Raw genomic sequence first — 24,503 nt, forward strand, 5'->3', positions numbered from 1 at the left:
TATGACCAATTCCCAAATTCATATTCTGCTGATTGAGGACAATGAAACGGATGCCATTCTTGTGCAGAGCGATTTGCAGCAAGCAATGGGCGATCAGGTTTCCGTTGTTCACGCCGAACGGTTAAGTTCCGCACTGCAGTTCATTCAGGAACAATCGTTTGATTTGATTTTATCCGACCTTACTTTACCTGACAGTGATGGGATTGAAACCATTAACCGCTTGCGCAAACAGGCAACCAGTATTCCAATTGCCGTATTGTCTTTTCGCGATGATGAAAAACTTGCGATCAAGTCGATTAAAGCGGGTGCGCAGGATTATCTCGTTAAAGGCAGTCTGACAGAAGGCGTTCTTGCTCGCGTAATCCGTTATTCGATTGAACGAAAGCGTATCGAAGAAGGTGTCCGGAAAGCCCAGCAGCGTTTTCAGACCATCTTTGAAAAAGCACCGCTTGGCATTGCATTGATTAACTTGCAAACCGGCAATTATTACGATGTCAATCCCAGGTATGCAGCGATCACTGGCAGAAGCGTGGATGACTTGCTTAAGGGTAATCAATCGGATATTTTATACCCGGAAGATGTGCCGTCTTATCATAAGGATATTGAACTTTTCATCAAGCAGCGGTCACAGGATTGCAAGATTGAGAAACGAATCTTGCGCCCGGATAAGGCCGTCATCTGGATCGAAATGTCGATTGTTCCTTTTGAAATCATAGCCAACAATGAAATATCTTACTTATGTATGATAGAGGATATTACGGAACGTAAGCGCATGATTGAGAATTTGCGGCATTTGACAGCGCATTTGCAGGATGTCAGGGAAGAGGAAAGAACCCGGATTGGCCGTGAAATTCACGATGTATTGGGAGGAACGTTAACCGTTCTGAAAATGGATTTGGACTGGCTTTCCAAGAAAATTACGGCAGACCCCATGCATGAGCGGATCGAGTCACTTTATCAATTAACCGGGGAAGCAATTGAAACCGCGCGGCGGGTATCGGTCAATTTGCGTCCCAATGTACTCGATAACTTGGGGTTATATGGCGCCATTGAATGGTTGATCAGGGAATTTGAACAGCGAACCAATATCCAATGTAACTTGGAATCCATGGTTGCTAATTTGTCATGTTTTAATAAAAGTTACGAAACCAGTATTTTCCGGATTATTCAAGAAATATTTATTAACATTACGCGGCATGCGCAAGCCAGCAGGGTCGACATTGAACTGGCGGAAGAAAGCGGTGAAGCGGTGATAACGATCAGGGATAATGGCGTCGGAATTACGGAATTTCAAATATTGAATCCTGAATCCTTTGGAATCATAGGCATGAATGAGAGAGCGCAGCAACTGGGTGGAAAAATAAACATTATGGGAAGTCCGTCGGAAGGAAGTGTTGTAACATTGAGATTGCCGCTTGCGGTGGTGGCGACCAGTGACGGGGAATGCAAAAATGATTAATGTTTTGATTGCTGATGACCATGCTTTATTTCGAGACGGCTTAAAAAGAATTTTCAGCGAAACGGATGATATCGAAGTGATTGCCGAGGCGGTGGATGGTAAGGATATCATCAAGAAAGCACGGGAGTTCAAGTGGGACGTGGCGTTGCTGGATATCAACCTGCCCGATATGAACGGGTTGGACATCCTGAAGCGGATAATTTCCACGAATGCGTCATCCTGTGTTTTGGTTCTGAGCATGTATCCGGAAGAAGAATACGCCATACGGGCTATTCGTTCGGGTGCATCCGGATATTTAACAAAAGACAGTCCGACCGATCAACTGATTCATGTCATTAGAAGGCTCTCGAAGGGCGGAAAATATGTGAATCCGGAGTTGGCGGAAAAACTATTGTTTAATCCATCCATGGATTCCGCGGAGTTACTCCATACGACCTTCTCTGACCGCGAATTTCATGTATTCAAATTGATTGTTGCCGGTGAATCTTTAACATCAATTGCCAGCAAGCTGTCGTTAAGTGTGAAAACGGTCAGTACGTACCGTTCCCGCATACTGGAAAAAATGAATATGAAGAATAATGCGCAGCTGGTCCGCTATGCGATCCAACACAAGCTGGTGGAATAATAGATTGAGCAGTGGTGAGGTGGTTATTGTGTTCTTTCTGAGAAGTACTTCCAAATCAGCCTTCTGAGCATCATTAATTTCCCATGAAAGAAATGTCCGGCACCCGGAATAACGACAACGGGTTGTGATGCAGGTTCGGCCCATGCCAGTACTTCCCGAGGCAAAACGATGTCATCTTTATCGCCCTGAATAATTAAAGCACATTGCGTGGTGCCGGGGATCATCGGCGCATTCAGTTTCGCGACCGAAGGCGCAATCAAGATGAGAAATTCCGGCGCCAGTTCTTTTGCGGCAAATAATTGTACGGCGCCCCCAAACGAAAATCCCGCCAAGAGTAGCGGCAGATCGGCAAAATGATTGCCGAATTGTTCGCGGATTGCTTGCGTGACTGCCACGGCGTCTTCTGTTTCGCCGGCTCCATGTGCGAAAGTACCTTCGCTTTGACCAACACCGCGGAAATTAAATTTGACGGTTATAAAATCCAGTTCCAGCAGAGTTGTGAATAAAGTCTGCACAACTTTGTTGTCCATCGTTCCGCCATGAAGCGGGTGAGGGTGCGCAATGATGCCGATGCCTCTTGGATTCGAGGAAGGTTCGCCCAGAACGGCTTCGAGTTTTCCGGCAGGTCCGCTAATAAAAAACTTTCGATGGGCAATTGACAAGTTATTTACCCGGTTAGCAGTAGAGACGGCTGGTTATCAAATCTTGAGCCGTTCGACGATGTTACCTTTGATTAGATGCTCATCGATGATCTCATCAATGTCATCTTTATCAATATAGGTATACCAAGTTTCTTCCGGGTAAATGACAATGACCGGCCCCTCGTCACAGCGATCCAGACAACCGGCAGTATTGACGCGAATTTTCTTTTTGCCATCCAGCTTTAACGATTTAATACGTTGCTTGGCATAATCGCGCAGCTCTTGAGCGCAAAAATTATTACAACATGCTGCGCCGCCTTCACGCTGATTGGTGCAGAAAAAGACATGATATTGGTAATAGCTCATGGGTATGTCAGTGATGGAAACGAATACGGTTAGTTTAACGCAATTTGACTGATTCCTGAACAGGCAGGTGTTCTATCATGGATGCGGGATTTGTCGTTGATTGGAAACGATATTGTCTACTCCGGAGAGCTGATTTGCTGATTTGACAAACCCGTTGAATTCCAGTACTTTCGCAGGGAATTTATAGCGTGTGTCCTTTTTTCAAAACGCGCAAATGTTAGCGATAACGTTTGTCAGCGAACCGGTTGAACATAATCAGTTGAAAAGCAGTATTTTCCAGAATTCCGTATGACGATAGCATTCCTAATGCTGCGAGCGCATTTTGCGGCGCCGTGGATTTGCATGTAAGAGTGAAACCGGCTAACCAGGATATATAACATGAAGAAGGTTGCGATATTGCAGTCGAACTATATTCCTTGGAAAGGCTACTTTGACATCATTGCCGCAGTCGATGAGTTTATCGTCTATGATGACGTGCAATATACGAAAAACGACTGGCGCAACAGAAACAAGATCAAGGTGAATGGTCAAGTGCAGTGGTTAACGATCCCGGTGCGCCACAGCGTCTCAGACAAAATTTGCGATGTGAAGGTATCTTTTGACAACTGGCACGTCAAGCATTGGAAGACGCTGCAAATCAATTATGGCCGTGCAGCGGCATTCCGGGAAACAGCGGAATTTGTTGAAGAACTGTACCGGTCGCCACGGTCGCTTTATTTAAGCGAAATCAACGTGGATTTTATCCGCTCGATCAATCGCTTTCTTGGTATTGATACGATGATGACGCAATCGTCCGATTATCACTGCAGCGGGGAAAGGTCGGAGCGGCTGGTTGCGCTATGCAAGGCGGCTGGCGCTGACTGTTACTTGAGTGGGCCAGCAGCGAAGTCTTACCTGGATGTATCATTATTTGAGAAGGAAAAAATCACTGTTGAATGGATGGATTACTCGGGTTATCCGGAATATCCGCAGATGGAGGGGCCGTTTGAGCATGGCGTATCCATCCTCGATCTGATTTTTAATACCGGAAGTTCAGCCGGGTCATTTATGAAGTTTGTCAAACCGATAGCACACAGTTAATGGGGGAGTTGTTTTATGATCGAAAGCGTGACGAAAGGTAAAGTTGTTATTGCAGGCGCGGGGATGACCGGTCTGATGATGGCGCTTCGGATTAAACAGCTTGATCCGGATATCGGGGTGGTTATCTTCGACAGAGCCGACCGGCCGGGTGGCATGTACCAAAGTATCGAATATCCTGACGGCAGGCTATTTGATTACGGAATGCACCTTATCTATGAGTCTTGCAATCCTGATGTCGATAATCTTTACCGTGAAGTGATGGATGAACGGGACTGGCACATTCATGAAAATAACGAGAAGGATATTGCCGGTTTGTATTTCCGGGGGCGATTGCAGAATTATTCACATTACGTTGACCTTAGATCCTTTGACGATGTTGAGAAGAAGCGATTGCTTGGCGACTTTATGTTTAATCTCGGAGGGAGCGTTAAAGATTGCGGGCGTTCTGGATGGCAGTTCTTGTTGAATCAATTTGGTAACGAAATCGTTGAGTCAGTGCATCGACCGCTTATTCAATCTTTGTATAGGGTTGATATCGAAGCTATCGATCGATTTGCGGTTAAAGCATCAGCCTTGGAACGGGTTATCCTGTTCGATCCCGATACGATGCTTGACTTGATGAAGTCCGATCGGATACGGTCGCGCTTAGCATTTCCGGATCAACTGAATCTGCCGCCATACCGTACCAATCATCAGAAAGCGTTATATCCCAAGCGGTTTGGTATGAAGCACTATGTCGATCGATTGGTGGATACCTTGCAACAGCGCGGGGTGGAGATTTTGACGAATATCGCCGGAATGTCATTGCATTGTTCTGATGATCAAGTGGATTCGATTACAATTAACGATAAGAAAGGCGATTCCCGGAAGATTCCGGTTCAAACATTGTTCTGGTCGATAGGCTGGCCGAGTTTGGGGCATGCGCTAGGTACTGATATGTCCGGTATTGGTAAGCCCGCTGGAACGAGAGTCGTTTTCGCTAATTTCGTGTTCGATCAGATGCCGCTGATGGATCGGCTTTATTATTTTTATTGTTACGACCCGGGTTTTGCGGCATTCCGCGTTACGAATTATGTGAATTATTGTCCGGCTGCGGCAGTCGATGGCTTTCCGGTTTGCGTCGAGCTTTGGCCTTCCCGTTTGGGGTTAGATGCTAAAAATTTGTCAGATGAACAATGCCTTGCCTTGGCATTGGATGAGTTGCGTCGCTTTGGTGTGATTACCGAAAAACATGCGCTTAAATTCTCGGCGATTGAGAACAAGGGGGGCGAATTTCCATTACCGTCGATAGCTAATGTAACCGCTATCGGAGAAATTAAAAAACGGGTGCTCAGCAAAAAAATGAAAAATATAGCAGTGACAGGGATCATGGCAAGTGATGATTTGTTTTTTATCCCGGACATTTTGAATCATGCCTTCTCAGTTATTGAAAAAACTTTTACAGGTGAAAACAAATGATGAATAGCGTTACCATTGAAAAATTGCCCTTTTACTGGCGATTAAGCCCGTCCGGAGAACCTCGCAGCAACATTGTCGAGGATTTCTACCCGTTTGAATTTTCCCAGCGGCCGGAATTCGGGCTGGTGATTCAGAAACGAAACGAAGCTGTGTTGGAAGCCCTGGAAAAAATCTATCAGCAGGAATATAACATTGGCTATCTGCAGGATACCTATGAAATTGCCAGGCAATACGGGGTGGATTTTGTGCGTTTCCTTGACAAAGTGCTCGCCGATAATCCCGGAATTCACAAGGTGCTGGAAATCGGTTGCGGCGGCTGTGTCATTCTCGAAGGACTGATGAAGCGGGGTTACGATGTGGTTGGCGTTGATTCAAGCCCGTTTGCCGCAAAAGAAGGTGCAAAGAAAGGGGTGAAAGTGGTAACGGCTTTCTTCCCGACGCCGCTGGTCACAGAAAAGTTCGACCTGGCATTTCATGTAGACGTGCTTGAGCATATTCACAAGCCGCTGGAATTTCTCCAGCAAATCCGGGAAAACTTGAATCCGGATGGAATCGTCATCGTCAATGTGCCGGATGCAACCGAAAGCATCGAAATCGGAGATATTTCGATGGCGATGCATCAACATCTTAATTATTTTACGGAAGATTCGCTATCGGCGATGTTACGCAGCGCCGGCTTTGATGTGCTGAGCGTTATCAAGGCCGGCTATGGCGGATCGCTGTACGCCGCAGCGCGACGTTCAAAAGCTGCGGCAACTGAGCAGCCGGAAGCTGCTGTTGATTTTTCATCACATGACCGTTTCCCGGAGCTGGCGAAGCGTGCGCTTTCAACCTTTGATCAGTTAGTAACGGATATTCTGGCGGACAAATCTGCAAGTCTTGGATTTTATGTGCCATTGCGCACGTTGCCGTATATTGCCATGACTGGCCGTTTTTCTGGTTTTCGTTTTTTCGATGATACTAATCACTGGCATTATCGGGAGTTCGACGGTGTACCGGTGACAATTGAGAATTTTGCCGATCTGCAGAAAAAACCGGTTACGCATATGTTGATCATGAGCTTAACGTTCGGTGATGTCATTCAGAAAAAAATTCATGCAAACTTCGATAACCAAATAAAAACTTATACTCTTTCAGAGATTGCGCGCGGAACAGCATCATGACAGCGCAACAAGCCGGTTCACCGCAATTATCGGTGGTCGCAACAATCTATAATGCTGCACCGATGGTGCGGGAACTGGTCAACAGGCTGAGAACAGTGCTGGAAGGAATGGGCGTTACGTATGAAATAGTTCTGGTGGATGATTGCAGCAAAGATGATTCGCTGTATGTCATGCAAACGCTTTCTGAAGAAGATCCTCACGTTAAATCCATTGCACTGAGCCGGAATTTCGGGCAACAGGTTGCCATGAGCGCCGGCATTCATTATGCGCGCGGCGACTATGTATTGATTATGGATGGCGATTTGCAAAATCCACCAGAGGCAATTCCCTTGCTGTACCAAACCGTGCAGCAGGGGTACGACATTATTTATACGACATCGGTTAGCCGGAACAATTGGGTTGATGAAGCGACATCATGGTTGTTCTGGAAATTCATGCGCATGGTAATGAAGGTGGATATCATCAGAAGCCAGTTGATGATGAGGATATTTACCCGGAGGGTAGCGGAATATTTTAAGCGCTATCCCGAGAAGGTCCGGACTATCGTTGCTATCATCAACGATATCGGCATGAAACATAAGGTGATCGAAGTGCCGAATAACAAGCGCGCATGGGGTAAAAGTAACTACAATACGATAAAACGGGTCAATCTTGCTATTGATGTGCTGCTGGATCTTTCAAATAATCCGCTGAATATTTTATTTTACAGCGGACTGATTATCCTGGGCCTGACCGGTATTTTGTCACTGCATTATCTTTATTTGTACCTGTTTGAGAATATCCTGCCTGGTTTTACCACCATTATCTTATCAGTCCTGTTTTTTGGAAGCATTAATCTCATTTCATTGGGATTGATTGCACGATACATATCCAATATTTACACCGAAGTAAAGAACAGACCTCTGTTTCTGGTGCGTCAAACGATCAATATATCCGAAGACCAACAGTCTGGCAGTTAGAGCTGATCCTGAGAAACCGTTTCAAATAATTTCGATATTCAAGCGATCCCGCTTTATCGGACCTGTGCTGAGACAGGAATCTGGGGTGTCTGCGCAGCATCATTCAAGCCGTTGTTTCTACTGCATCCGGTTCCTATCCGTATTTCCATTGGCAAATTTTCATTCAACAAAAGAAGTTATCAAGCTTCACGTCGAATTGAATCCGAATATTATCTTTCTGAGTTTGTTCTCCTCAAAGAAGAGAAAACCAGAGGTACTGCAATGCGCTCATTGTCAGCAGTAGTGTAACCGGCATAGGGTTTGCAACACGATTGTGGTTGTGATAATCATCTGAGAAATAAAACAATTTCATTGTCGTTCGCCTCGAAAGCCATGCTTAATCCGAGCGATCAATCGCCATCCGGTTTTAAAAGAACAAAAATCTTTTCGAACCATCAGACTTAAAAGCATTTAAGTATCCAAAAAATCCGAATCAACCCCATCATGCCGGTTATCGGGGTAGCAATACAGGATTTATCTAATCAACTCTGTTTATTTCCTATCACAACGATTGTCGATATCAACCGTTGATCAAACCGATAACGGATGGATTGTTTTCTAAACTGGAGAATTCAAAAATGTTTGTGGGCTTTGGTTTAAAATCCAGGCCGCGAGCTTTGCGCATCCGGTTGCGAAGATTATTCATCTTCGTTCGCTGAATTGATTCGAATCTTAAGTGGGATATGCTGGGATGCCGAAGAAGTTAAAGTTAGTAGTTAAGTTTGTCGCAATCTTGTTGTAGCGCTGCACGATGTATTTATTAATGTATTTATTTGTTTGTTTAGAGAGGAGATCAATTGAGAAAGGTTGCGATATTACAGTCGAATTATATTCCATGGAAGGGTTACTTCGACATCATAGCTGCGGTTGATGAATTTATCCTATATGACGACGTGCAATTTACCACGCGTGATTGGCGAAACAGAAATAAGATCAAAGTAAATGGTCAATTACAGTGGTTAACTATTCCAGTAAATCACAGCCGTTCTGACAGAATTTGCGATGTGAAGATATCCTTTGGTGATTGGAATATTAAACATTGGAAGACACTGCAAATGAGTTACGGCCGTGCATCGGCATTCCGCGATACAGCCGAGTTTGTCGGAGAAATGTACCAATCGGCACGATCAGCTTATTTGAGTGAAATCAATGCTGAGTTTATCCGCGCAATTAGTAATTTTCTTGGAATTGGCACCAGAATCACCCGATCGTCCGATTATAGCTATGGTGGTGATAAATCGGAAAAGCTGTTAGCGCTATGTAAGGCAGCCGGTGCTGATTGTTACTTGAGCGGGCCGGCAGCCAGATCGTACCTGGATGAATCGTTGTTTGAAAAGGAAAACATCAAAGTTGAATGGATGGATTACTCGGGTTACCCGGAATATCCGCAGATGGGTAGCCCTTTCGAACATGGTGTATCCATCCTCGATCTTATATTTAATACCGGAAGTTCAGCAGGATCACTCATGAAATTTGTCAAACCGACTGCAAATGTTGTCAGCTAACAGTACAATGTTAGAGATTATAGTTTATTCATTATCTGACGATGCCTAACACAGTTCTTCAAAGACAATTCTTTACTGGAATTAAATGAAATTATCAACCGAACGAATTCTATTTTATGCATTTTGTGTCCTGGCAGCGTCGCCTTTATTATTTTCACATTATCCGCCAATGGTTGATGTGCCGCAGCATGCCGCGGCAATTGCTACGCTCAATAATCTCTCGCTGCCGGATTTTCCTTATCATGATCTTTATTATGTCGATTGGGTCCGTCCTTATTTAGGCGGTTATTTAATCCTTTGGGGAGCAAGTCAATTCCTGCCCATCCTGGTGGCAATCAAGCTATTGATAGCTTTAGCTGTGATTGCTACACCGTTCGTTGCATCGCTAATCCGCGCCCACTTCGGTGGCGATCCCAGATGGGATTGGTTGTTGCTCCCAATCGGTTACGGTTTTGCATTTCAATGGGGTTTTTTTAATTTCATTATCGGTGCACCATTTGTTTTGCTATTTTTGTTGTCCGCGTTTAAATACGCGGAAGCACCGAGACTAAAATCAGGGCTGTGGTTAGCTTTGTTTTCATTTGCCTTGCTGCCAATTCATTTGCTTGTAGCTGCTTTTGGTTGCGGATTGGCATTTTTATATGTCATTGCCGGCCGTTTACAGTGGAAACAGAAATTACTGGCAGCATTGCCTTTTATCAGTCCATTACCGGTTGTTATTATTTATTTAATCGCGTGGGTAAGTGAAGGTGGGCAAGCCAGCGGCGAGGGGCCTTGGGGGCTCAGTATTTATAGACCGATTGAATTACTGGCGACTGCGGTTGGGTTGACTTCCGGCAGAATAAATGCGGTTATTGCTTTACTGCTTCTCGCTCTGCCGTTTCTGCTCGGTGCCCGCATTACCAACGATAGACCAAGGCAAATGGTATTTTTAGCTTACCTGCTATGGATGATGGTTGGGCCTAATTTTATTTTAGGAAATTTTTTTACGTATAATCGTTTTTCATTGTACGCTGTCCCGATGTTGCTTGTAATTATGACAAAACCGGCGTCCACGACACGTTCTGTAAAATATGGATCTTTACTTCGTGCCTTGCTGGCTGTCGTTCCTGTAACGCTCATCGTATTGCTCTGCTTTCAGTTTGCGAACTTCGATAAGGAATCACAAGGTTACCGGGATATTGAAGCAAGGATGCAACCGCAAAAACGCGTATTGGGGCTCATTTACGATAACCAGAGCGCTATTTTCAGATTGCCCATGTATTTGCATTTTGCATCCTGGTATCAGGCGGAACATTCCGGAGCAGTGGACTTCAGTTTTTCTCAGTTTGGCTTGCTGGTTAGACATAAACCCGATGCTGCGGTAGCAGTGTCCTCACAATTTGCATGGCAGCCTGGGGCTTTTGACTGGAAAACTAATAAAGGCTGGCTTTATGATTATTTTCTTGTTCGATCTGAGGATGGCATCGATTCAAAAATCATTGAAACGGCGGAATGCACAGTCAAATATGTAACGCATAGCGGTTCTTGGTGGTTATATGAAATCGAACTTGGAGATAAAGACGATCCCGCGTCGTGCTCGGCAAAACGTACTGCAGAACTTCGACAGTAATGTCGCGGGATAAGTGATGATTCAAACGCATGAGCATCAACGATCAAGATATAGCCGGAAGTGTCATGCTAAGAGAATGTGGGCGGTTATTGGTATGAATGGAAATAACCGCGACGTTATTAAGAGTTTAGAATCGCATCTTCTAATGCAATCACAATTTCTTGTTGCTGATTGAAGTTGAGATCTATCCAAAGTGGTAGTCGAATGACCCGTTCAGCGCAGGAGTCGGTGTTAATCAGCTCGCCGGATGTCCGTCCGAATTTTTTACCGGCTGGCGATGAATGCAGCGGAATATAGTGAAAAATCGCACCGATTCCTCGGGATTTCATTTTTTGCAAAATTTCGTCGCGCGGTAGATTTTCCGATAATAGTACATAATACATATGCGCATTATGTTGGCAATGGTCAGGGATAATCGGTCTGCGTAACAAACCGCGGTTTTCCAGTGATTCAAGTAACCGGTGGTATTCATTCCATATGTCAATGCGCTGCTGGGTAATTTGTTCGGCGACTTCGAGTTGCGCCCATAAAAACGCCGATATCAATTCTCCCGGCAAGAAGGAGGAGCCAACATCCTGCCAGGTGTATTTATCTACATGGCCCCGAAAAAATTGCGTGCGATTGGTGCCTTTTTCTCGAATAATTTCGGCTTGCAATGATAAAGATGGATCATTAATGAGGATGCATCCGCTTTCTCCGGAAATAACATTTTTGGTTTCATGAAAGCTGTAAGCGCCAAGATCGCCGATGCTTCCAAGCGCGCGCCCTTTATACGTGGACATCACGCCTTGCGCGGCATCTTCGACTATTTTGATATTGTGTTGCTTGGCAATGGGTAAAATGGTGTCCATCTCGCACGATACTCCGGCATAGTGGACGGGAACAATGGCTTTGGTGCGTTCTGTGATGGCATCGGCTATCAGGTTTTCATCAATATTTAAGGTATCCGGTCTAATATCGACAAAAACCGGAACACCGCCTCGAAGTACAAATGCATTGGCTGTCGAAACAAAAGTGTAGGAAGGCATGATAATTTCATCGCCCGGCTGTATGTTCAATAACAACGAAGACATTTCCAAAGCGGCTGTGCAAGAATGGGTTAACAGTACTTTTGCGCTGCCGGTATGAGACTCGAGCCATTGATGACATCGCTTCGTGTAAGGACCATCGCCCGCAAGGATATTGTGAAAATGCGCATCCGCAATGTAGTAGAGCTCTTTGCCGGACATGTGAGGTTTGTTAAAGGGGATCATGGCATTTTATATGGACGCCTCCCGGTCTGGCAAGAGATATTTCGTGTTTTAGCGATACGAAGAATCGGCTGCAGTCTTATATCCGGCCTTATTGCAGATTGGATTTCTATCTGCGGGCCCTGATGGAATTCGCCAAGAACGCCCTCATCTCCTTGTCGTGCTCAAAGCACTTAACGCCATGCAGGTTCACGTTCTTGCGGTCCGACCTGTTTCGCCATCACACGGGTTTATCTACCTGCGCAACCTATCAGCATTCCACTCCTTTTTAGTGGTTGTTCTTTGTTATGTGGGCTCTTGGCTCACATAACCCTTTTGGTACTCTCGATCGTGCGCCAAAATCGCCCACGCCGTTCGTGCCATCTTGTTAGCCATCGCAACAATGGCCACATTCGTCGGACGCCTATGCAGCAGTGCTTCGCTCCACGCGCCTTTATCTTTGGCGATGAACATGACTGCTCTGGCGCCATGGATCAGCAAAGTTCGTAAATACGTGTCGCCTCTTTTACTGATACCTAACAGCTTGACCTTACCGCCCGTGCCACTTTGCCTTGGAACAAGCCCTACAAAAGCAGCAAACTCCCGTCCAGATTTGAAGCAATTTGCTTCACCCATCGTCGCGACCAAGGCGGTTGCCGTCAGCATTCCCACACCTGGAATCTCAGCAACCTTCCTACAAGCGGCTTGTTGTTTTTGCCAATCTTTGATTCTGCGCTCAATGTGTTGAACATCAGCCTCAATTTCATCAATACGCCTTAACTGCTCCTTAGTAGCTTTGAATAGCATGGTAGGCACGATTTCTTCTAGTTCAATCATGCGTTGTTGTATTTCTGCCACGCCTGCTTGTCGGCCACCTTTCAACGTAACACCAAACTCGTAGAGTAATCCGCGCAGTTGATTCACCTGCATGGTGCGGAACTTGATCAGCGATAATCTCATCCGGTGTAGTGCCAACATCGCTTGTTGATCTTCTGTTTTACCGGCTACCGTCCGCATCCCCGGTTGCCGTACCGCTGTCCAGATTGCCTTAGCATCTGCCGCATCGGTCTTGTTGCCTTGCACAAAAGGCCGGACAAACTTGGCGTGAATTAATCTGACTTCATGCCCCAGTGCCATCAATTTGCGCCGCCACCAGTGGGCACTACCGCACGCTTCAATTGCAATCAATCCAGCTTCACGTTGCGCCAGAAACTCCAGCAGTTCTTGCTTGCCAAACTTGCGGTTGTGTATCTCGCCATTCTCGTGTGTTACCCAGTACAGTTGAAAAGCTCGCTTTGCGATATCCAACCCATATGTCGTAAAATTCATTTCAGCCCCTCCGTCCGTTTGTGGAAAGATTCTATTATCCCCACCTTGGCACGTAGATGCCGTCAGGTCCGCGAGGGGCTCTAACTTAATTCGTATTGCTTACCCCGACTCCCCGTAGGGAGGGAAGCGTCCATACCATCTCCTCTGAAGAAAAGTGGCTTGTTTTGTTATTGACTGACTTTTTGACTATCTGAATTCTCACTGAAAACAAAAAATTTGAACGTAATGAATAAAAAACCAGCGACTATAAAAATAGCAATACCCTGTACCCATTGGTGCGGATAATGATAATAATCAACAAATATCAGAAGTAACAGAAAATTAAGCGTGTAACCCATTATATGCGCAATAACGTAACGGATCGTCGAATTCACCCAATGTCCGGTATGTTGAAACGTCCATTTGCGATTGGCTAAATAACTGGTAGTTGCGCCACAAAAATATAGTATAGACATCACCAGCTTGGGTTCTGCGCCAAAAGACGTAATTAACAGATAGACCGCATACCAGCTTAAATTGGTGATGATGCCAATCATCCCATAATAAAACAGTTGTTTGAAAGATTTTGTCAAAAGTAACATTTTACTGTCATTGGGATTGCAGATATCCGGCTGAACCACGTGATGCATCGGGTGAAAACTGCGTATTATTTTTACACATGAATCTTACAAAAAAATGAATCCGCGAGGTTACTGAAATATTTGCCAGGCAAGCAGTCCGGCGAGCAGGATCGCAATAAGAGCAAGCAACCGGTTTTGGCGTTTTTCTTCAATAATTAAATCGGCCATTCTTTTTTCCAATTCATGGTTGCGATTTTCCGCCAATGCCTGATGAATGAGGCGGGGGAACTCCGGCATGATAACGGCCCAGTTAGGCGCTTCTTTTTGAGCACGGCTAGTGAATCCGCGCCAGCCGATTTGTTCGGACATCCAGTTTTCCAGAAAGGGTTTGGCTGTTTTCCACAAATCCAAATCGGGATCCAGATCACGTCCCAAGCCTTCGATATTAAGTAATGTTTTTTGCAATAAAACCAGTTGCGGTTGGATCTCGACATTGAATTGCCGGGAAGCTTGAAATAACTGCAGCAAAACGCGCCCAAATGAAATTTCTTTCAGCGGTTTGTCGAAAATAGGTTCGCAGACGGCTCGAATGGCGGCTTCAAAATCATCCACCCGAGTATCTTTGGGAGCCCAGCCGGCTTCGACATGCGCTTGCGCTACTCGTGCGTAGTCGCGCCGGAAAAAAGCCAGGAAGTTTTGCGCGAGATAATTTTTATCCTGATCGCTCAATGTACCCATGATACCGAAATCAACCGCAATGTAGCGGCCGTCATTGCCGACAAAGATATTGCCGGGATGCATATCCGCATGGAAATAGCCGTCACGAAATACCTGCGTAAAAAATATTTCCACGCCAACTCGTGCCAACTGAGGGATATCGATACCTTGTGCTTTCAGCTCATCGACATGGCTGATCGGAATCCCCTTGACACGCTCCATGACCATCACATTGTTGCGGCAGAAATCCCAATAGACCTCCGGAACCAGCAGGAGCGGAGAATCCAGGAAATTGCGGCGTAACTGGCTGCAATTAGCGGCTTCGCGCATTAAATCAAGCTCATCGTCCAAATGCCTGGCAAATTCCGAGACAACTTGGCGCAATTTCAGGCGTTTACCATCCGACCACAGCATCTCGGCCAACCAAGCGCCGGTATCCATCAAGGCAACATCATGTGCAATAATGGTTGACAGATTGGGGCGCAAAATCTTGACTGCCACTTCGGTGCCATTGTGTAATATCGCCAAATGAACTTGCGCTACGGACGCGCTGGCGAGCGGTGTCAGATCAAACTTGAAAAAAACCTCATCAACCTTTTGGCCATATTCCGCTTCTAGCGTGGTCACTACCAAATCGGAAGAAAACGGAGGTACCTGGTCTTGCAGTTTGGCCAGTTCATCGGCGATATCCTGTGGCAGCAAATCGCGCCGGGTGGATAGCATCTGTCCGAATTTAACAAAGATCGGACCCAGCGCCGTTAAAGCCAAACGTAAACGTTCTCCGCGTGGTTTATCCAGTTTGCGCCAAAAAGTCACGGTTCTGACAATGACACGCAAAAATTGCAACCGGCTATGACTCAGAACGAATTCGTCCAATCCGGATTGAAACGCAACGTATAAAATTTTTAGGAGGCGGAATAAGCGCATGAATGATTAGAAATCGGGGGCGAGCTTTGAATCCAGCGAGTCAGTTTGTGCATCGCGAACTATTATTCATAATTACATAATTTTCGGTGTTCATTGCCGTTTGTATCATTCGCTCAATGGAAAAATTCGCTGTGTCAGCCGGTTTAATCGCTGCTCCAGCGCTTTTGCTTCCATCTGCAAATTTGCTATTTCCTCAGCCAGCTGCCGGGTAGCAACGGATTTGGTTAAGATATTAGTCTCTTCAGTCAGGTAATCTTTCAGCGACCGGGTTAAACGATCAACATTGTCAATTTGGCACTGAACAAAATTCTTGCCGGTTTGTGAGATGCGATGTGCCGGGATGTCGCCGACTACATTGCTCAAATCATTTTCGAAGATTACGCTTAAATCAATTTGCCTGCCGATATCGAGCAATTCTTCCGCCAGCGCTTGATCACCCATCGTTGTTATTTGATCGAAAACTTTAGCATCACCTGCAAGTAATCTGAACAATACCGGGTGCGCCAGTACCAATGTGGTGTCGGCGTTGCTTTCATTTTCCGCCGGTTGCATTTCCCCTGCGGCATCAATCAACATCCCAAGCGTAATCAAGGGAGGTATCTTGATACAGATCGTTTTGCCTGAGTGCTTTTGTAATCGCTTGCCTGCCCAAGCTTCGCAACGTAGTACATGGTTGACGGGATTAATTGCAACGGCTGCCAGCATTATATGTGAGAAAAAAAGATCGTAATGTTCGGAATAACAGAGAAAGCCATCGTTATTTTTATTTTATCGTGTATGCGGTTCCAGAATACTCGAATCTTAGGCATTGAGCGATTAAAATACCGGTTCGAGTATAGCACCATATCGGTGATTCATTATGCAGATCGGCTAAAATAGCGCATGTCTAGGATAACCGTTTCGCAGTAAAACCAAGTCATTCGTTCAGTTTTCTTTTCAATATAGTGTTGACTTGCGTTGGGTTGGCTTTTCCTTGCGTTGCCTTCATGATCTGACCGATTAGTGCGTTAAATGCTTTTTCCTTGCCGCTGCGATAATCGGCAACGAGTTGCGCGTTGGCGGCTAATATTTCATTCACCAATTTTTCGATAGCACCGTCATCCGAAATTTGTTTTAAGCCTTTTGCGGCAATGATCGCATCCGGGTCTTGATCAAATTCACCGTTCCACATGCTTTCAAATACGGCTTTTGCGCCTTTGCCGGAAATGGTGCCGTCATTGATGCGTGTTAAGAGCGCGGCAAGCCGCTCAGGGTTGACCGGGCAGTCGTTGATTTCAATACCGTCTTTGTTCAATTGCCCATTGATATCGCCCATTATCCAATTGGCGCATAGTTTGGCTTGTGACGGTAAGTACTTGACTGTTGATTCAAAATAATCCGCAGTCTCGCGCGAACTGGTCAACACGGCCGCATCGTAGGCGGACAAGCCGAATTCCGAGATATAGCGATTGCGGCGTGCTTGCGGCAATTCCGGCAAGGTTGATTGAATTTGAGCAATCCAGCTTGGCGAAATCTCCAATGGCAATAAATCCGGATCGGGGAAATAGCGGTAATCGTTGGCATCTTCCTTGCTGCGCATGGTTCGTGTTTCATCTTTACCAGGATCGTATAGTCTTGTTTCCTGAAGGATTGTGCCGCCGTCTTCAAGAATTTCAATTTGCCGTTGCGCCTCATAGTCGATGGCTTTTTCCAAAAAACGGAATGAATTCAGATTCTTGATTTCGCAGCGCGTACCCAACTTTTCAGTGCCGCGCGGACGAACCGAGACATTGGCGTCGCAGCGAAACGAACCTTCCTGCATGTTGCCATCACAGATTCCAATCCAGCGCACCAAAGCGTGCAGGGTTTTGGCATAAGCCACAGCCTCAACGCTGCTGCGTAGATCCGGTTCGGAGACGATTTCCAGTAACGGCGTTCCGGCCCGGTTCAAATCGATACCGGTCATACCATGAAAATCCTCGTGCAAGGACTTGCCGGCATCTTCCTCCAGGTGCGCGCGTGTCAGACGGATCGTCTTTTCCTCACCTTCAATTTGAATCGTGATGGTTCCGCCTTGCACCACCGGCAGTTCGTATTGGCTGATCTGATAGCCTTTCGGCAAGTCGGGGTAGAAATAATTTTTGCGCGCGAAAATCGATGGTGAGTTGATTTTGGCGCCGACTGCCAGGCCGAATTTAACGGCTCGCTCAACCGCGCCTTTGTTCAATACCGGCAGCACCCCCGGCAGCGCCAGATCAATGACACATGCTTGCGTGTTCGGCGGCGCGCCATAGGCGGTGGAAGCGCCTGAAAAAATTTTGGAACGTGTTGACAACTGCGCATGAACTTCCAGACCGATGACGATTTCCCACTGCATGATAGCTTTCTCGACTAACGATTGATGACGATCGATTGATGATTGTTAAAAAGGTGATTTTAAATGCCAATCCGTGACCAGCTGGTATTGATGCGCGGCATTCAGCAGATGCGCTTCCTTAAAGTAATTACCGATGATATGCAAACCGATTGGACGGTTCCTGTCGCCGAAACCGATCGGAATCGACATCGCCGGCATACCGGTTAGATTGGCGGCGCTGGTGTAGATATCCGATAAATACATCTGAATCGGATCGCCGCTTTTCTCACCCAGATTGAATGCCACGGTCGGCGTTGTCGGGCCCATGATAATGTCGCATTGTTTGTAGGCTTCGGTGAAATCCTGCGCAATCAGGCGGCGCAGCTTTTGCGCTTTAATGTAATAGGCATCGTAATAACCATGCGACAACACGTAAGTGCCGATGAGAATGCGCCGTTTGACTTCCGCGCCGAAACCTTGCGCGCGCGATTTGCGGTACATATCGGCGAGATCGCTGTATGATTCGGCACGATACCCATAGCGCACGCCGTCGAACCGCGACAAATTGCTCGAAGCTTCGGCGGGCGCCAGCACATAGTAAACCGGGATTGCTAGCGGTGCATTCGGTAACGAGATTTCGACGGTTTGAGCGCCCAGTTTGCGGTATTCATTCAGTGCGTTGTCGACAGCGCTGGCGACATCGCCGCTCATGCCAGCGGCAAAATATTCCTTCGGCAAGCCAATTCGCAAACCGGATAGCGGTTTTTGCAGATCGCGGGAATAGTCTTCGGCTTCGCGCTGCAGGCTGGTGGAATCGCGGGCATCAAAACCGGTCATGACATTTAATAGCAATGCCAGATCTTCGGCTGATTTGGCCATCGGGCCGCCTTGATCGAGACTGGAAGCAAATGCGATCATGCCGTAACGGGATACTAATCCATAAGTTGGTTTGATGCCGGAAATACCGCACAGGGCGGCGGGCTGACGGATCGAGCCGCCGGTATCGGTGCCGGTCGCGGCAGGCGCCAATCTGGCTGCAACCGCGCAGGCGGCGCCGCCAGAGCTGCCGCCGGGTACCGCGGCCGGATCCCAAGGATTTTTCACCGGACCGAAATAAGATGTTTCATTACTCGATCCCATGGCAAATTCGTCCATGTTGGTTTTGCCGATATTGACGGCACCGGCTTGATTGAAGCGTTCGATGACACCAGCATCGTAAGGTGATACGAAATTTGCCAGCATTTTTGAGCCGCAGGTGGTTAGCCAGCCTCTGGCGCAGAAAATGTCTTTCTGAGCGATTGGAATACCGGTCAACGGTCCTGCTTCCCCGGCAGCAATCATTTTGTCTGCTATCCGCGCTTGCGCCAGACTCATCTCTTCATTAATCGTGATGAATGCGTTGTATTCGGAATTGAGTTGCTTGATGCGTTGCAGAAATTCGGTGGTCAGTTCTGTGCTGGAAATCTTTTTTGCAGTGAGCTGGTTTGCGAGCTGTTTAAGGCTGTCGTTAAACATGGCGATACGGAATCGTGATAAAAATTTTTCGTTAAGTTGGTATGCTTCTCTATGTCACTTATGGTTAATGCTTTTTATTCTATGACTTGTGGAACCAGGTAGAGATCCGCTTCGACTTGCGGCGCGATTGATTGATATAATTGGTGCTGATCAGTTTCCGTGATTTCGTCTTCTCGTAACCGCTGAAAAACATTTTGCGCATGAGACATCGGTTCCACGGTTTCCGTATCAACCGCTTGCATGGATTCAATCAAATTGAAAATACCGGATAACTGCTCCAAAGTTTCTTCTGCCTCTTGATCATTAATCTCAATATAAGCCAGTTCAGCGATCCGTTTTACATCGTTTACAGACAAAGTCATTTTATATCGGTAGCCTTATATTCAAAGAAGTATTAGGGTATCATGCCGCAGTTTAACCGGCGTATTATTTTTTGCAGGTTTTATTTATCATTCGCTCTCATCATAATTACTAATATCGGATTCTGCCACTATGTTTAATTTCTTGAGCAACAGCATTCTTGGAAGTTATTTCTCAACAGACATGGCGATTGATTTGGGCACAGCCAATACGCTGATTTATGTTCACGGCCAAGGTATCGTGCTGGATGAGCCTTCTGTGGTGGCTATTCGCGAAGAAAGCGGCGCCAATGGGAAAAAAATGATTCAGCAAGTCGGCCTTGCTGCCAAGCAAATGCTCGGACGCACACCAGGCAATATCACGGCAATCCGGCCGATGAAGGATGGTGTGATTGCGGATTTTACCGTGACCGAGCAAATGCTCAAGATGTTCATCCGTAAGGTGAATCCGCCGCGTTTATTTTCCGCCAATCCACGTATCGTCATTTGTGTGCCTTACGGTTCCACGCAAGTGGAACGGCGGGCAATCCGGGAAGCAGCGTATGGCGCCGGCGCGCGTAAAGTCGAATTGATCGAAGAACCGATGGCTGCCGCATTGGGTGCCGATCTGCCGGTGGAATCGCCGACCGGTTCCATGGTGGTGGATATCGGCGGCGGTACCACGGAAGTGGGCGTGATTTCGTTAGGCGGAATCGTATTTTCCAATTCGGTTCGCGTCGGCGGGGATAAATTCGACGAAGCGATTATCAATTATATCCGCCGCAATTATGGCATGCTGATTGGTGAAGTGACCGCTGAGATCATTAAGAAGGAAATCGGTTCGGCTTTCCCCGGCTCCGAAGTCCGCGAAATCGAAGTGAAAGGCCGTAATCTGGCGGAAGGCATCCCGCGCAGCTTTACCATTTCAAGTAATGAGATACTGGAAGCACTGGCGGAACCGCTCAATAGCATCGTGAGCGCGGTTAAATCGGCGCTGGAGCATACGCCGCCCGAACTGGGAGCGGATATTGCCGAGAAGGGTATGGTCATGACCGGTGGCGGTGCGTTATTACGGGATATTGACCGGTTGTTGATGGAAGAAACCGGTTTATCGGTGATCGTTGCCGATGATCCGTTGACTTGCGTGGTGCGTGGCGCTGGCATCGCTCTGGAAAATATGGACCGATCAATCGGTATTTTTGCTCGCGACTAATTAGTGCTTTAATTTTCAGGTTTTTCTTGCGTGCCGGTCTGGAAAAGATTCAATGATTGAGTACGAGACGTAATGGAAAAAACGCCTCAGTTTTTCAGAAATGGCCCCGGTCCGTTTGCACGATTATTGGTATTTGCATTACTTTCATGTGTGTTGATTGCCGAAGATGTCCGTTTTAAGTTTTTCCCGCAGTTGCGGCAGACAATAGGTATGCTTATTCATCCTTTGCAGAAAATTGCTTATTTTCCTGCGACCGTTTATGACCAGTTGGAAAAGTTTGTTGGCAGTTTTTACTTGCTGGAAGAAAATGCCAAACTGCGTCAACTGTACTGGGACCGGCGCGAACAATTGTTGAAACTGGAAGCGCTGGAAGCCGAGAATCTGCATTTGCGCAAACTATTGGGAGCCATTCAGCAAATTCAAGCCAATATCAAAACCAGAACTGTTTTGGCGGAGATCCTGTCTACACCGCGCGATCCCTTTAACCATAAAATTACGATCAATAAAGGCAGCTTTCACGGGATTCAGCTAGGACAAGCGGTTATTGATGATAAAGGAATCATTGGGCAGGTGACGCAGCTTTATCCATGGTCTGCCGAAGTGACGCTGCTGACCGATAAAGATCATGCTGTGCCAGTGCAAGTCACCCGTAACGGGTTACGTTCAATCATTTCGGGCAGCGGCAAGAATAATGAATTGGAATTGCGTTACTTGTCGGTGAATACCGATATTCAGCGCGGCGATCTGTTGGTTACTTCCGGAATCGGGGGCGTTTATCCGCCGGGTATTCCGGTTGCCATTGTTGAAAGGATCGGGCACGATCCAGTCGGTGATTTTGCGCTGATTATCAGCACGCCGGTGGCAGGCGTGGAACGAAACCGGCAGGTATTGGTTTTATCCTTAGTACAATCGGAGCTTAACGAGTCTGGTGAGGTACCGGCAATTGAACCGGGAGAGGAATAAAGAAAACAACGCTATTCAGGAAAACTTTTTAGAGCAGGATATGTATTTGCCTGCGAGTAGCTGGTTTGTCGCTATGAGTTTGGTAGCAGCCCTGATTCTGAATTTCTTGCCGTTACCTGAAGAAATTTCGTTTCTGCGGCCTGATTTCGTGGCACTCTTACTCGCTTTCTGGAATATCAATCATCCGAACAGAATGGGCATGGGTGTGGCTTTTGGCATGGGTCTCATGATGGATGTCGGCAATGTCAGTATACTGGGGCAGCATGCCTTGGCCTATTGCATGGTTGTTTATCTCACGACAATCTTCGGACGTCGTTTAAGGTTGTTTGGTTTGTTGCAGCAAGCGCCGCAAGTGGGCCTGGTGTTGTTCATTATGCAAATCGTTATCATGCTGGTTGCCACATCCACCGGCGCACCAATCACCGATTGGCAATTTTTTATCGCTGCGGTGTCCGGTAGTATTATCTGGGTGCCGATGTCTTGGCTGCTGACATGGTTGCTGCAGCCCAAACCCGATCCCGATGCGTTATGAAGCAACACGTTGAGTTACGCAACCTTCCTGTCGAATTAAACAAATTCCGGATCCGGCTTGCCATCAGCGCGGGTTTTATGCTGATGTTATTTCTAGTCCTCTATGCACGATTTTATTATCTGCAGGTTACGCAACAAGAGCACTATCATACCCTGGCGGAAGCGAATCGTATTTCCATTCTTCCGGTAGTGCCCAACAGGGGCTTGATTCTTGACCGGAATGGCCGGGCGCTGGCGCAAAACTACTCGGCTTACACCTTGGAAGTGGTACCCAGTAAAATCAGTGATCTTGACGCCACTTTGGATGAATTGGCGGCATTGATCGAAATTACTTCAACGGACCGGCAGCGCTTTAAGAAATTATTGAAAGAAAGCAAGCGCTTCAAAAGTCTTCCCATCAGGAGCCGCTTGACAGATGTGGAGATTGCGACCTTTGCCGCAAACCGTTATCGTTTTCCGGGGATTGAAATCAAAGCACGGGTATTTCGTCAGTACCCGGAGAAAGAAATTGTGTCGCATGTGATCGGCTATATCAGCCGCATCAATGACCAGGATCTCGAATATCTGGAGCGTAGCGGAGAACTCCGCAATTATCGCGGTTCGCAGCATATCGGGAAAATCGGCATTGAGCAGAGCTATGAGAAACAATTGCATGGTATCACGGGTTTCGAGGAAGTGGAAACCGACGCGGCGGGGCGCTCGATTCGCGTTTTGTCCCGGACGCCGCCGATTCCTGGCAGCAATCTGATTCTTTCTTTGGATTTAGGGCTACAGCAAGCTGCAGAACAAGCTTTTGGCGACCGCCGCGGCGCACTGGTCGCCCTGGATCCGAATAACGGTGAAGTGCTGGCATTTGTCAGTAAGCCCGGATATGACAATAATCTTTTTATCGGCGGTATTGATCATGAGAACTGGAAGTTGCTGAATGGATCGATTGACCGGCCGCTCAATAACCGGGCATTGCGCGGTGTCTATCCGCCAGGATCGACATTCAAGCCGTTCATGGCGCTTGCTGCATTGGAATTGGGAAAGCGAACACCGGAATACAGTATGAATGATCCCGGTTTTTTTTCGTTGCCGGGAGTCGACCGGCGTTATCGCGATTGGAAACCGGGCGGCCACGGCAGGGTCGATTTGCATAAATCCATCGTTGTATCGTGCGATACCTATTATTACAGTCTCGCAAACGATCTTGGCATCGATAATATTTATAGTTTTATCAGCCAATTCGGACTGGGCCGCAAAACGGGTATTGATGTTGAAGGCGAAGTATCCGGGCTATTGCCGTCGGCAGCCTGGAAAATGAGTCAATACAAACAAAAGTGGTATGCCGGGGATACTATCTCGGTTTCAATCGGTCAAGGGTACAATTTGACGACCCCTTTGCAACTGGCTTTTGCAACGATGCTGATTGCCAATGAAGGCAAGGCTTACCGGCCGCATTTTGTTAAACAGATTCAGGACAGTCAAACCGGCGAAATCGAGGAAATTCCGGCGCAATTAATGTATACCCTGAATTTAAAGCCAAGGCATCTGGAAGTTGTCAAACAAGCATTGGTGGATGTTACCAAGCCGGGTGGAACAGCAGCGAGAGCCGGCGCCAATGCGGCTTATACCTTCGCGGGAAAGACCGGAACGTCGCAAGTCATTGGCATCAAACAGGGAGAGCGTTACGATGAGAAACGCATCAATGAGCGGCACCGCGATCACGCGATGTTTATCGCGTACGCTCCCGCAGAAAATCCCCAAATCGCTCTAGCGGTGTTGGTAGAAAATACCGGAACCGGCGGTTCGACGGCGGCGCCGATTGCCAGGCAAGTATTCGATTATTATCTGTTAGGAAAAATGCCGGAAACAGCGCTAGCGCAAGCGGCCGGTCCGGCTGGTGATCGTGGTCATGATCACTTGTGAGAAAACGGTCGTTGAGTCTTAAACGATC

The 24,503-nt window shown here is 46.9% G+C and carries 22 protein-coding genes; 12 read left to right on the forward strand and 10 right to left on the reverse strand.

Translation table 11 applies throughout. From position 1 onward, the window contains the following. Window position 1 precedes the first annotated feature (1 nt). Entirely contained in the window at window positions 2–1,459 is a 1,458-nt protein-coding gene (locus RBH92_RS04705; protein WP_307933483.1) for a hybrid sensor histidine kinase/response regulator, read from the forward strand. Next, complete coding sequence (locus tag RBH92_RS04710; protein ID WP_292925526.1) at window positions 1,452–2,084, forward strand: response regulator; 633 nt, start codon at window positions 1,452–1,454, stop codon at window positions 2,082–2,084. The genes RBH92_RS04705 and RBH92_RS04710 overlap by 8 nt, the downstream gene beginning before the upstream one ends. A gap of 23 nt (window positions 2,085–2,107) precedes the next feature. On the opposite strand, the gene RBH92_RS04715 is transcribed toward RBH92_RS04710, so the two are convergent. Together RBH92_RS04715 and RBH92_RS04720 are read right to left on the reverse strand one after the other, a co-directional pair. Further along, window positions 2,108–2,746: an alpha/beta hydrolase gene (locus RBH92_RS04715; RefSeq protein WP_307933484.1), complete on the reverse strand. Its 639-nt coding sequence runs from the start codon at window positions 2,744–2,746 to the stop codon at window positions 2,108–2,110. A 36-nt stretch (window positions 2,747–2,782) separates the two neighbouring features. Next, a complete protein-coding gene (locus tag RBH92_RS04720) occupies window positions 2,783–3,091 on the reverse strand; it encodes a (2Fe-2S) ferredoxin domain-containing protein (protein WP_307933485.1) in 309 nt (102 codons plus the stop codon). Window positions 3,092–3,469: 378 nt separating this feature from the next. Here RBH92_RS04720 and RBH92_RS04725 point away from each other — a divergent pair, with 378 nt between their 5' ends. The 6 genes from RBH92_RS04725 (at window position 3,470) to RBH92_RS04750 (ending at window position 10,907) form a co-directional block, all read left to right on the forward strand. Beyond that, window positions 3,470–4,171: a WbqC family protein gene (locus RBH92_RS04725; protein WP_292925529.1), complete on the forward strand. Its 702-nt coding sequence runs from the start codon at window positions 3,470–3,472 to the stop codon at window positions 4,169–4,171. 15 nt (window positions 4,172–4,186) lie between these two features. Next, the gene (locus tag RBH92_RS04730) at window positions 4,187–5,629 is read left to right on the forward strand and encodes an NAD(P)-binding protein (protein WP_307933486.1); all 1,443 of its coding nucleotides are present in this window, start codon (window positions 4,187–4,189) and stop codon (window positions 5,627–5,629) included. Then, window positions 5,626–6,792 carry a class I SAM-dependent methyltransferase gene (locus RBH92_RS04735; protein ID WP_307933487.1) on the forward strand — a complete coding sequence of 389 codons (1,167 nt, stop codon included), beginning with the start codon at window positions 5,626–5,628 and terminating at the stop codon, window positions 6,790–6,792. Before RBH92_RS04730 ends, RBH92_RS04735 begins: the two co-directional genes overlap by 4 nt. After that, window positions 6,789–7,751, forward strand: a complete 963-nt coding sequence (locus tag RBH92_RS04740; protein ID WP_307933488.1) for a glycosyltransferase family 2 protein — start codon at window positions 6,789–6,791, stop codon at window positions 7,749–7,751. Before RBH92_RS04735 ends, RBH92_RS04740 begins: the two co-directional genes overlap by 4 nt. An 836-nt stretch (window positions 7,752–8,587) precedes the next feature. Beyond that, window positions 8,588–9,295 carry a WbqC family protein gene (locus tag RBH92_RS04745; RefSeq protein WP_307933489.1) on the forward strand — a complete coding sequence of 236 codons (708 nt, stop codon included), beginning with the start codon at window positions 8,588–8,590 and terminating at the stop codon, window positions 9,293–9,295. 85 nt (window positions 9,296–9,380) lie between these two features. Next, complete coding sequence (locus RBH92_RS04750) at window positions 9,381–10,907, forward strand: hypothetical protein (RefSeq protein WP_307933490.1); 1,527 nt, start codon at window positions 9,381–9,383, stop codon at window positions 10,905–10,907. Between the two features lie 119 nt (window positions 10,908–11,026). Here the strand turns inward: RBH92_RS04750 and rffA are convergent, their stop codons facing one another. From rffA to gatC, 8 genes are all read right to left on the reverse strand, one after another. After that, on the reverse strand, window positions 11,027–12,136 hold the full coding sequence (gene rffA, locus RBH92_RS04755) for a dTDP-4-amino-4,6-dideoxygalactose transaminase (RefSeq protein WP_307933491.1): 1,110 nt from the start codon (window positions 12,134–12,136) through the stop codon (window positions 11,027–11,029). A 306-nt stretch (window positions 12,137–12,442) separates the two neighbouring features. Then, a complete protein-coding gene (locus RBH92_RS04760) occupies window positions 12,443–13,465 on the reverse strand; it encodes an IS110 family RNA-guided transposase (protein ID WP_074722071.1) in 1,023 nt (340 codons plus the stop codon). 167 nt (window positions 13,466–13,632) lie between these two features. Next, window positions 13,633–14,094 (reverse strand): GtrA family protein, encoded by a 462-nt coding sequence (locus RBH92_RS04765; RefSeq protein WP_307933492.1) that lies wholly within the window; start codon window positions 14,092–14,094, stop codon window positions 13,633–13,635. 60 nt (window positions 14,095–14,154) lie between these two features. Further along, window positions 14,155–15,669 carry a ubiquinone biosynthesis regulatory protein kinase UbiB gene (gene ubiB, locus RBH92_RS04770; protein ID WP_307933493.1) on the reverse strand — a complete coding sequence of 505 codons (1,515 nt, stop codon included), beginning with the start codon at window positions 15,667–15,669 and terminating at the stop codon, window positions 14,155–14,157. A 105-nt stretch (window positions 15,670–15,774) separates the two neighbouring features. Further along, a complete protein-coding gene (locus RBH92_RS04775) occupies window positions 15,775–16,374 on the reverse strand; it encodes a ubiquinone biosynthesis accessory factor UbiJ (RefSeq protein WP_307933494.1) in 600 nt (199 codons plus the stop codon). Between the two features lie 211 nt (window positions 16,375–16,585). Beyond that, a complete protein-coding gene (gatB, locus tag RBH92_RS04780) occupies window positions 16,586–18,025 on the reverse strand; it encodes an Asp-tRNA(Asn)/Glu-tRNA(Gln) amidotransferase subunit GatB (protein ID WP_307933495.1) in 1,440 nt (479 codons plus the stop codon). A gap of 45 nt (window positions 18,026–18,070) precedes the next feature. Beyond that, window positions 18,071–19,519, reverse strand: a complete 1,449-nt coding sequence (gene gatA, locus RBH92_RS04785; protein ID WP_307933496.1) for an Asp-tRNA(Asn)/Glu-tRNA(Gln) amidotransferase subunit GatA — start codon at window positions 19,517–19,519, stop codon at window positions 18,071–18,073. Between the two features lie 74 nt (window positions 19,520–19,593). Then, complete coding sequence (gene gatC, locus RBH92_RS04790; protein ID WP_292925542.1) at window positions 19,594–19,881, reverse strand: Asp-tRNA(Asn)/Glu-tRNA(Gln) amidotransferase subunit GatC; 288 nt, start codon at window positions 19,879–19,881, stop codon at window positions 19,594–19,596. 130 nt (window positions 19,882–20,011) lie between these two features. Here gatC and RBH92_RS04795 point away from each other — a divergent pair, with 130 nt between their 5' ends. The 4 genes from RBH92_RS04795 to mrdA all read left to right on the forward strand — a co-directional run bounded on the left by RBH92_RS04795 (window position 20,012) and on the right by mrdA (window position 24,475). Continuing rightward, entirely contained in the window at window positions 20,012–21,070 is a 1,059-nt protein-coding gene (locus RBH92_RS04795; protein WP_292925543.1) for a rod shape-determining protein, read from the forward strand. Between the two features lie 72 nt (window positions 21,071–21,142). After that, window positions 21,143–22,033 (forward strand): rod shape-determining protein MreC, encoded by an 891-nt coding sequence (gene mreC / locus RBH92_RS04800; RefSeq protein WP_307933497.1) that lies wholly within the window; start codon window positions 21,143–21,145, stop codon window positions 22,031–22,033. Window positions 22,034–22,073: 40 nt separating this feature from the next. Continuing rightward, on the forward strand, window positions 22,074–22,565 hold the full coding sequence (gene mreD / locus RBH92_RS04805; protein ID WP_307933928.1) for a rod shape-determining protein MreD: 492 nt from the start codon (window positions 22,074–22,076) through the stop codon (window positions 22,563–22,565). Beyond that, window positions 22,562–24,475: a penicillin-binding protein 2 gene (gene mrdA, locus RBH92_RS04810; protein ID WP_307933498.1), complete on the forward strand. Its 1,914-nt coding sequence runs from the start codon at window positions 22,562–22,564 to the stop codon at window positions 24,473–24,475. Before mreD ends, mrdA begins: the two co-directional genes overlap by 4 nt. The last annotated feature ends 28 nt before the right edge of the window (window positions 24,476–24,503 follow it).

Source organism: Nitrosomonas sp. sh817 (assembly GCF_030908545.1).
Classification (GTDB): Bacteria; Pseudomonadota; Gammaproteobacteria; order Burkholderiales; family Nitrosomonadaceae; genus Nitrosomonas.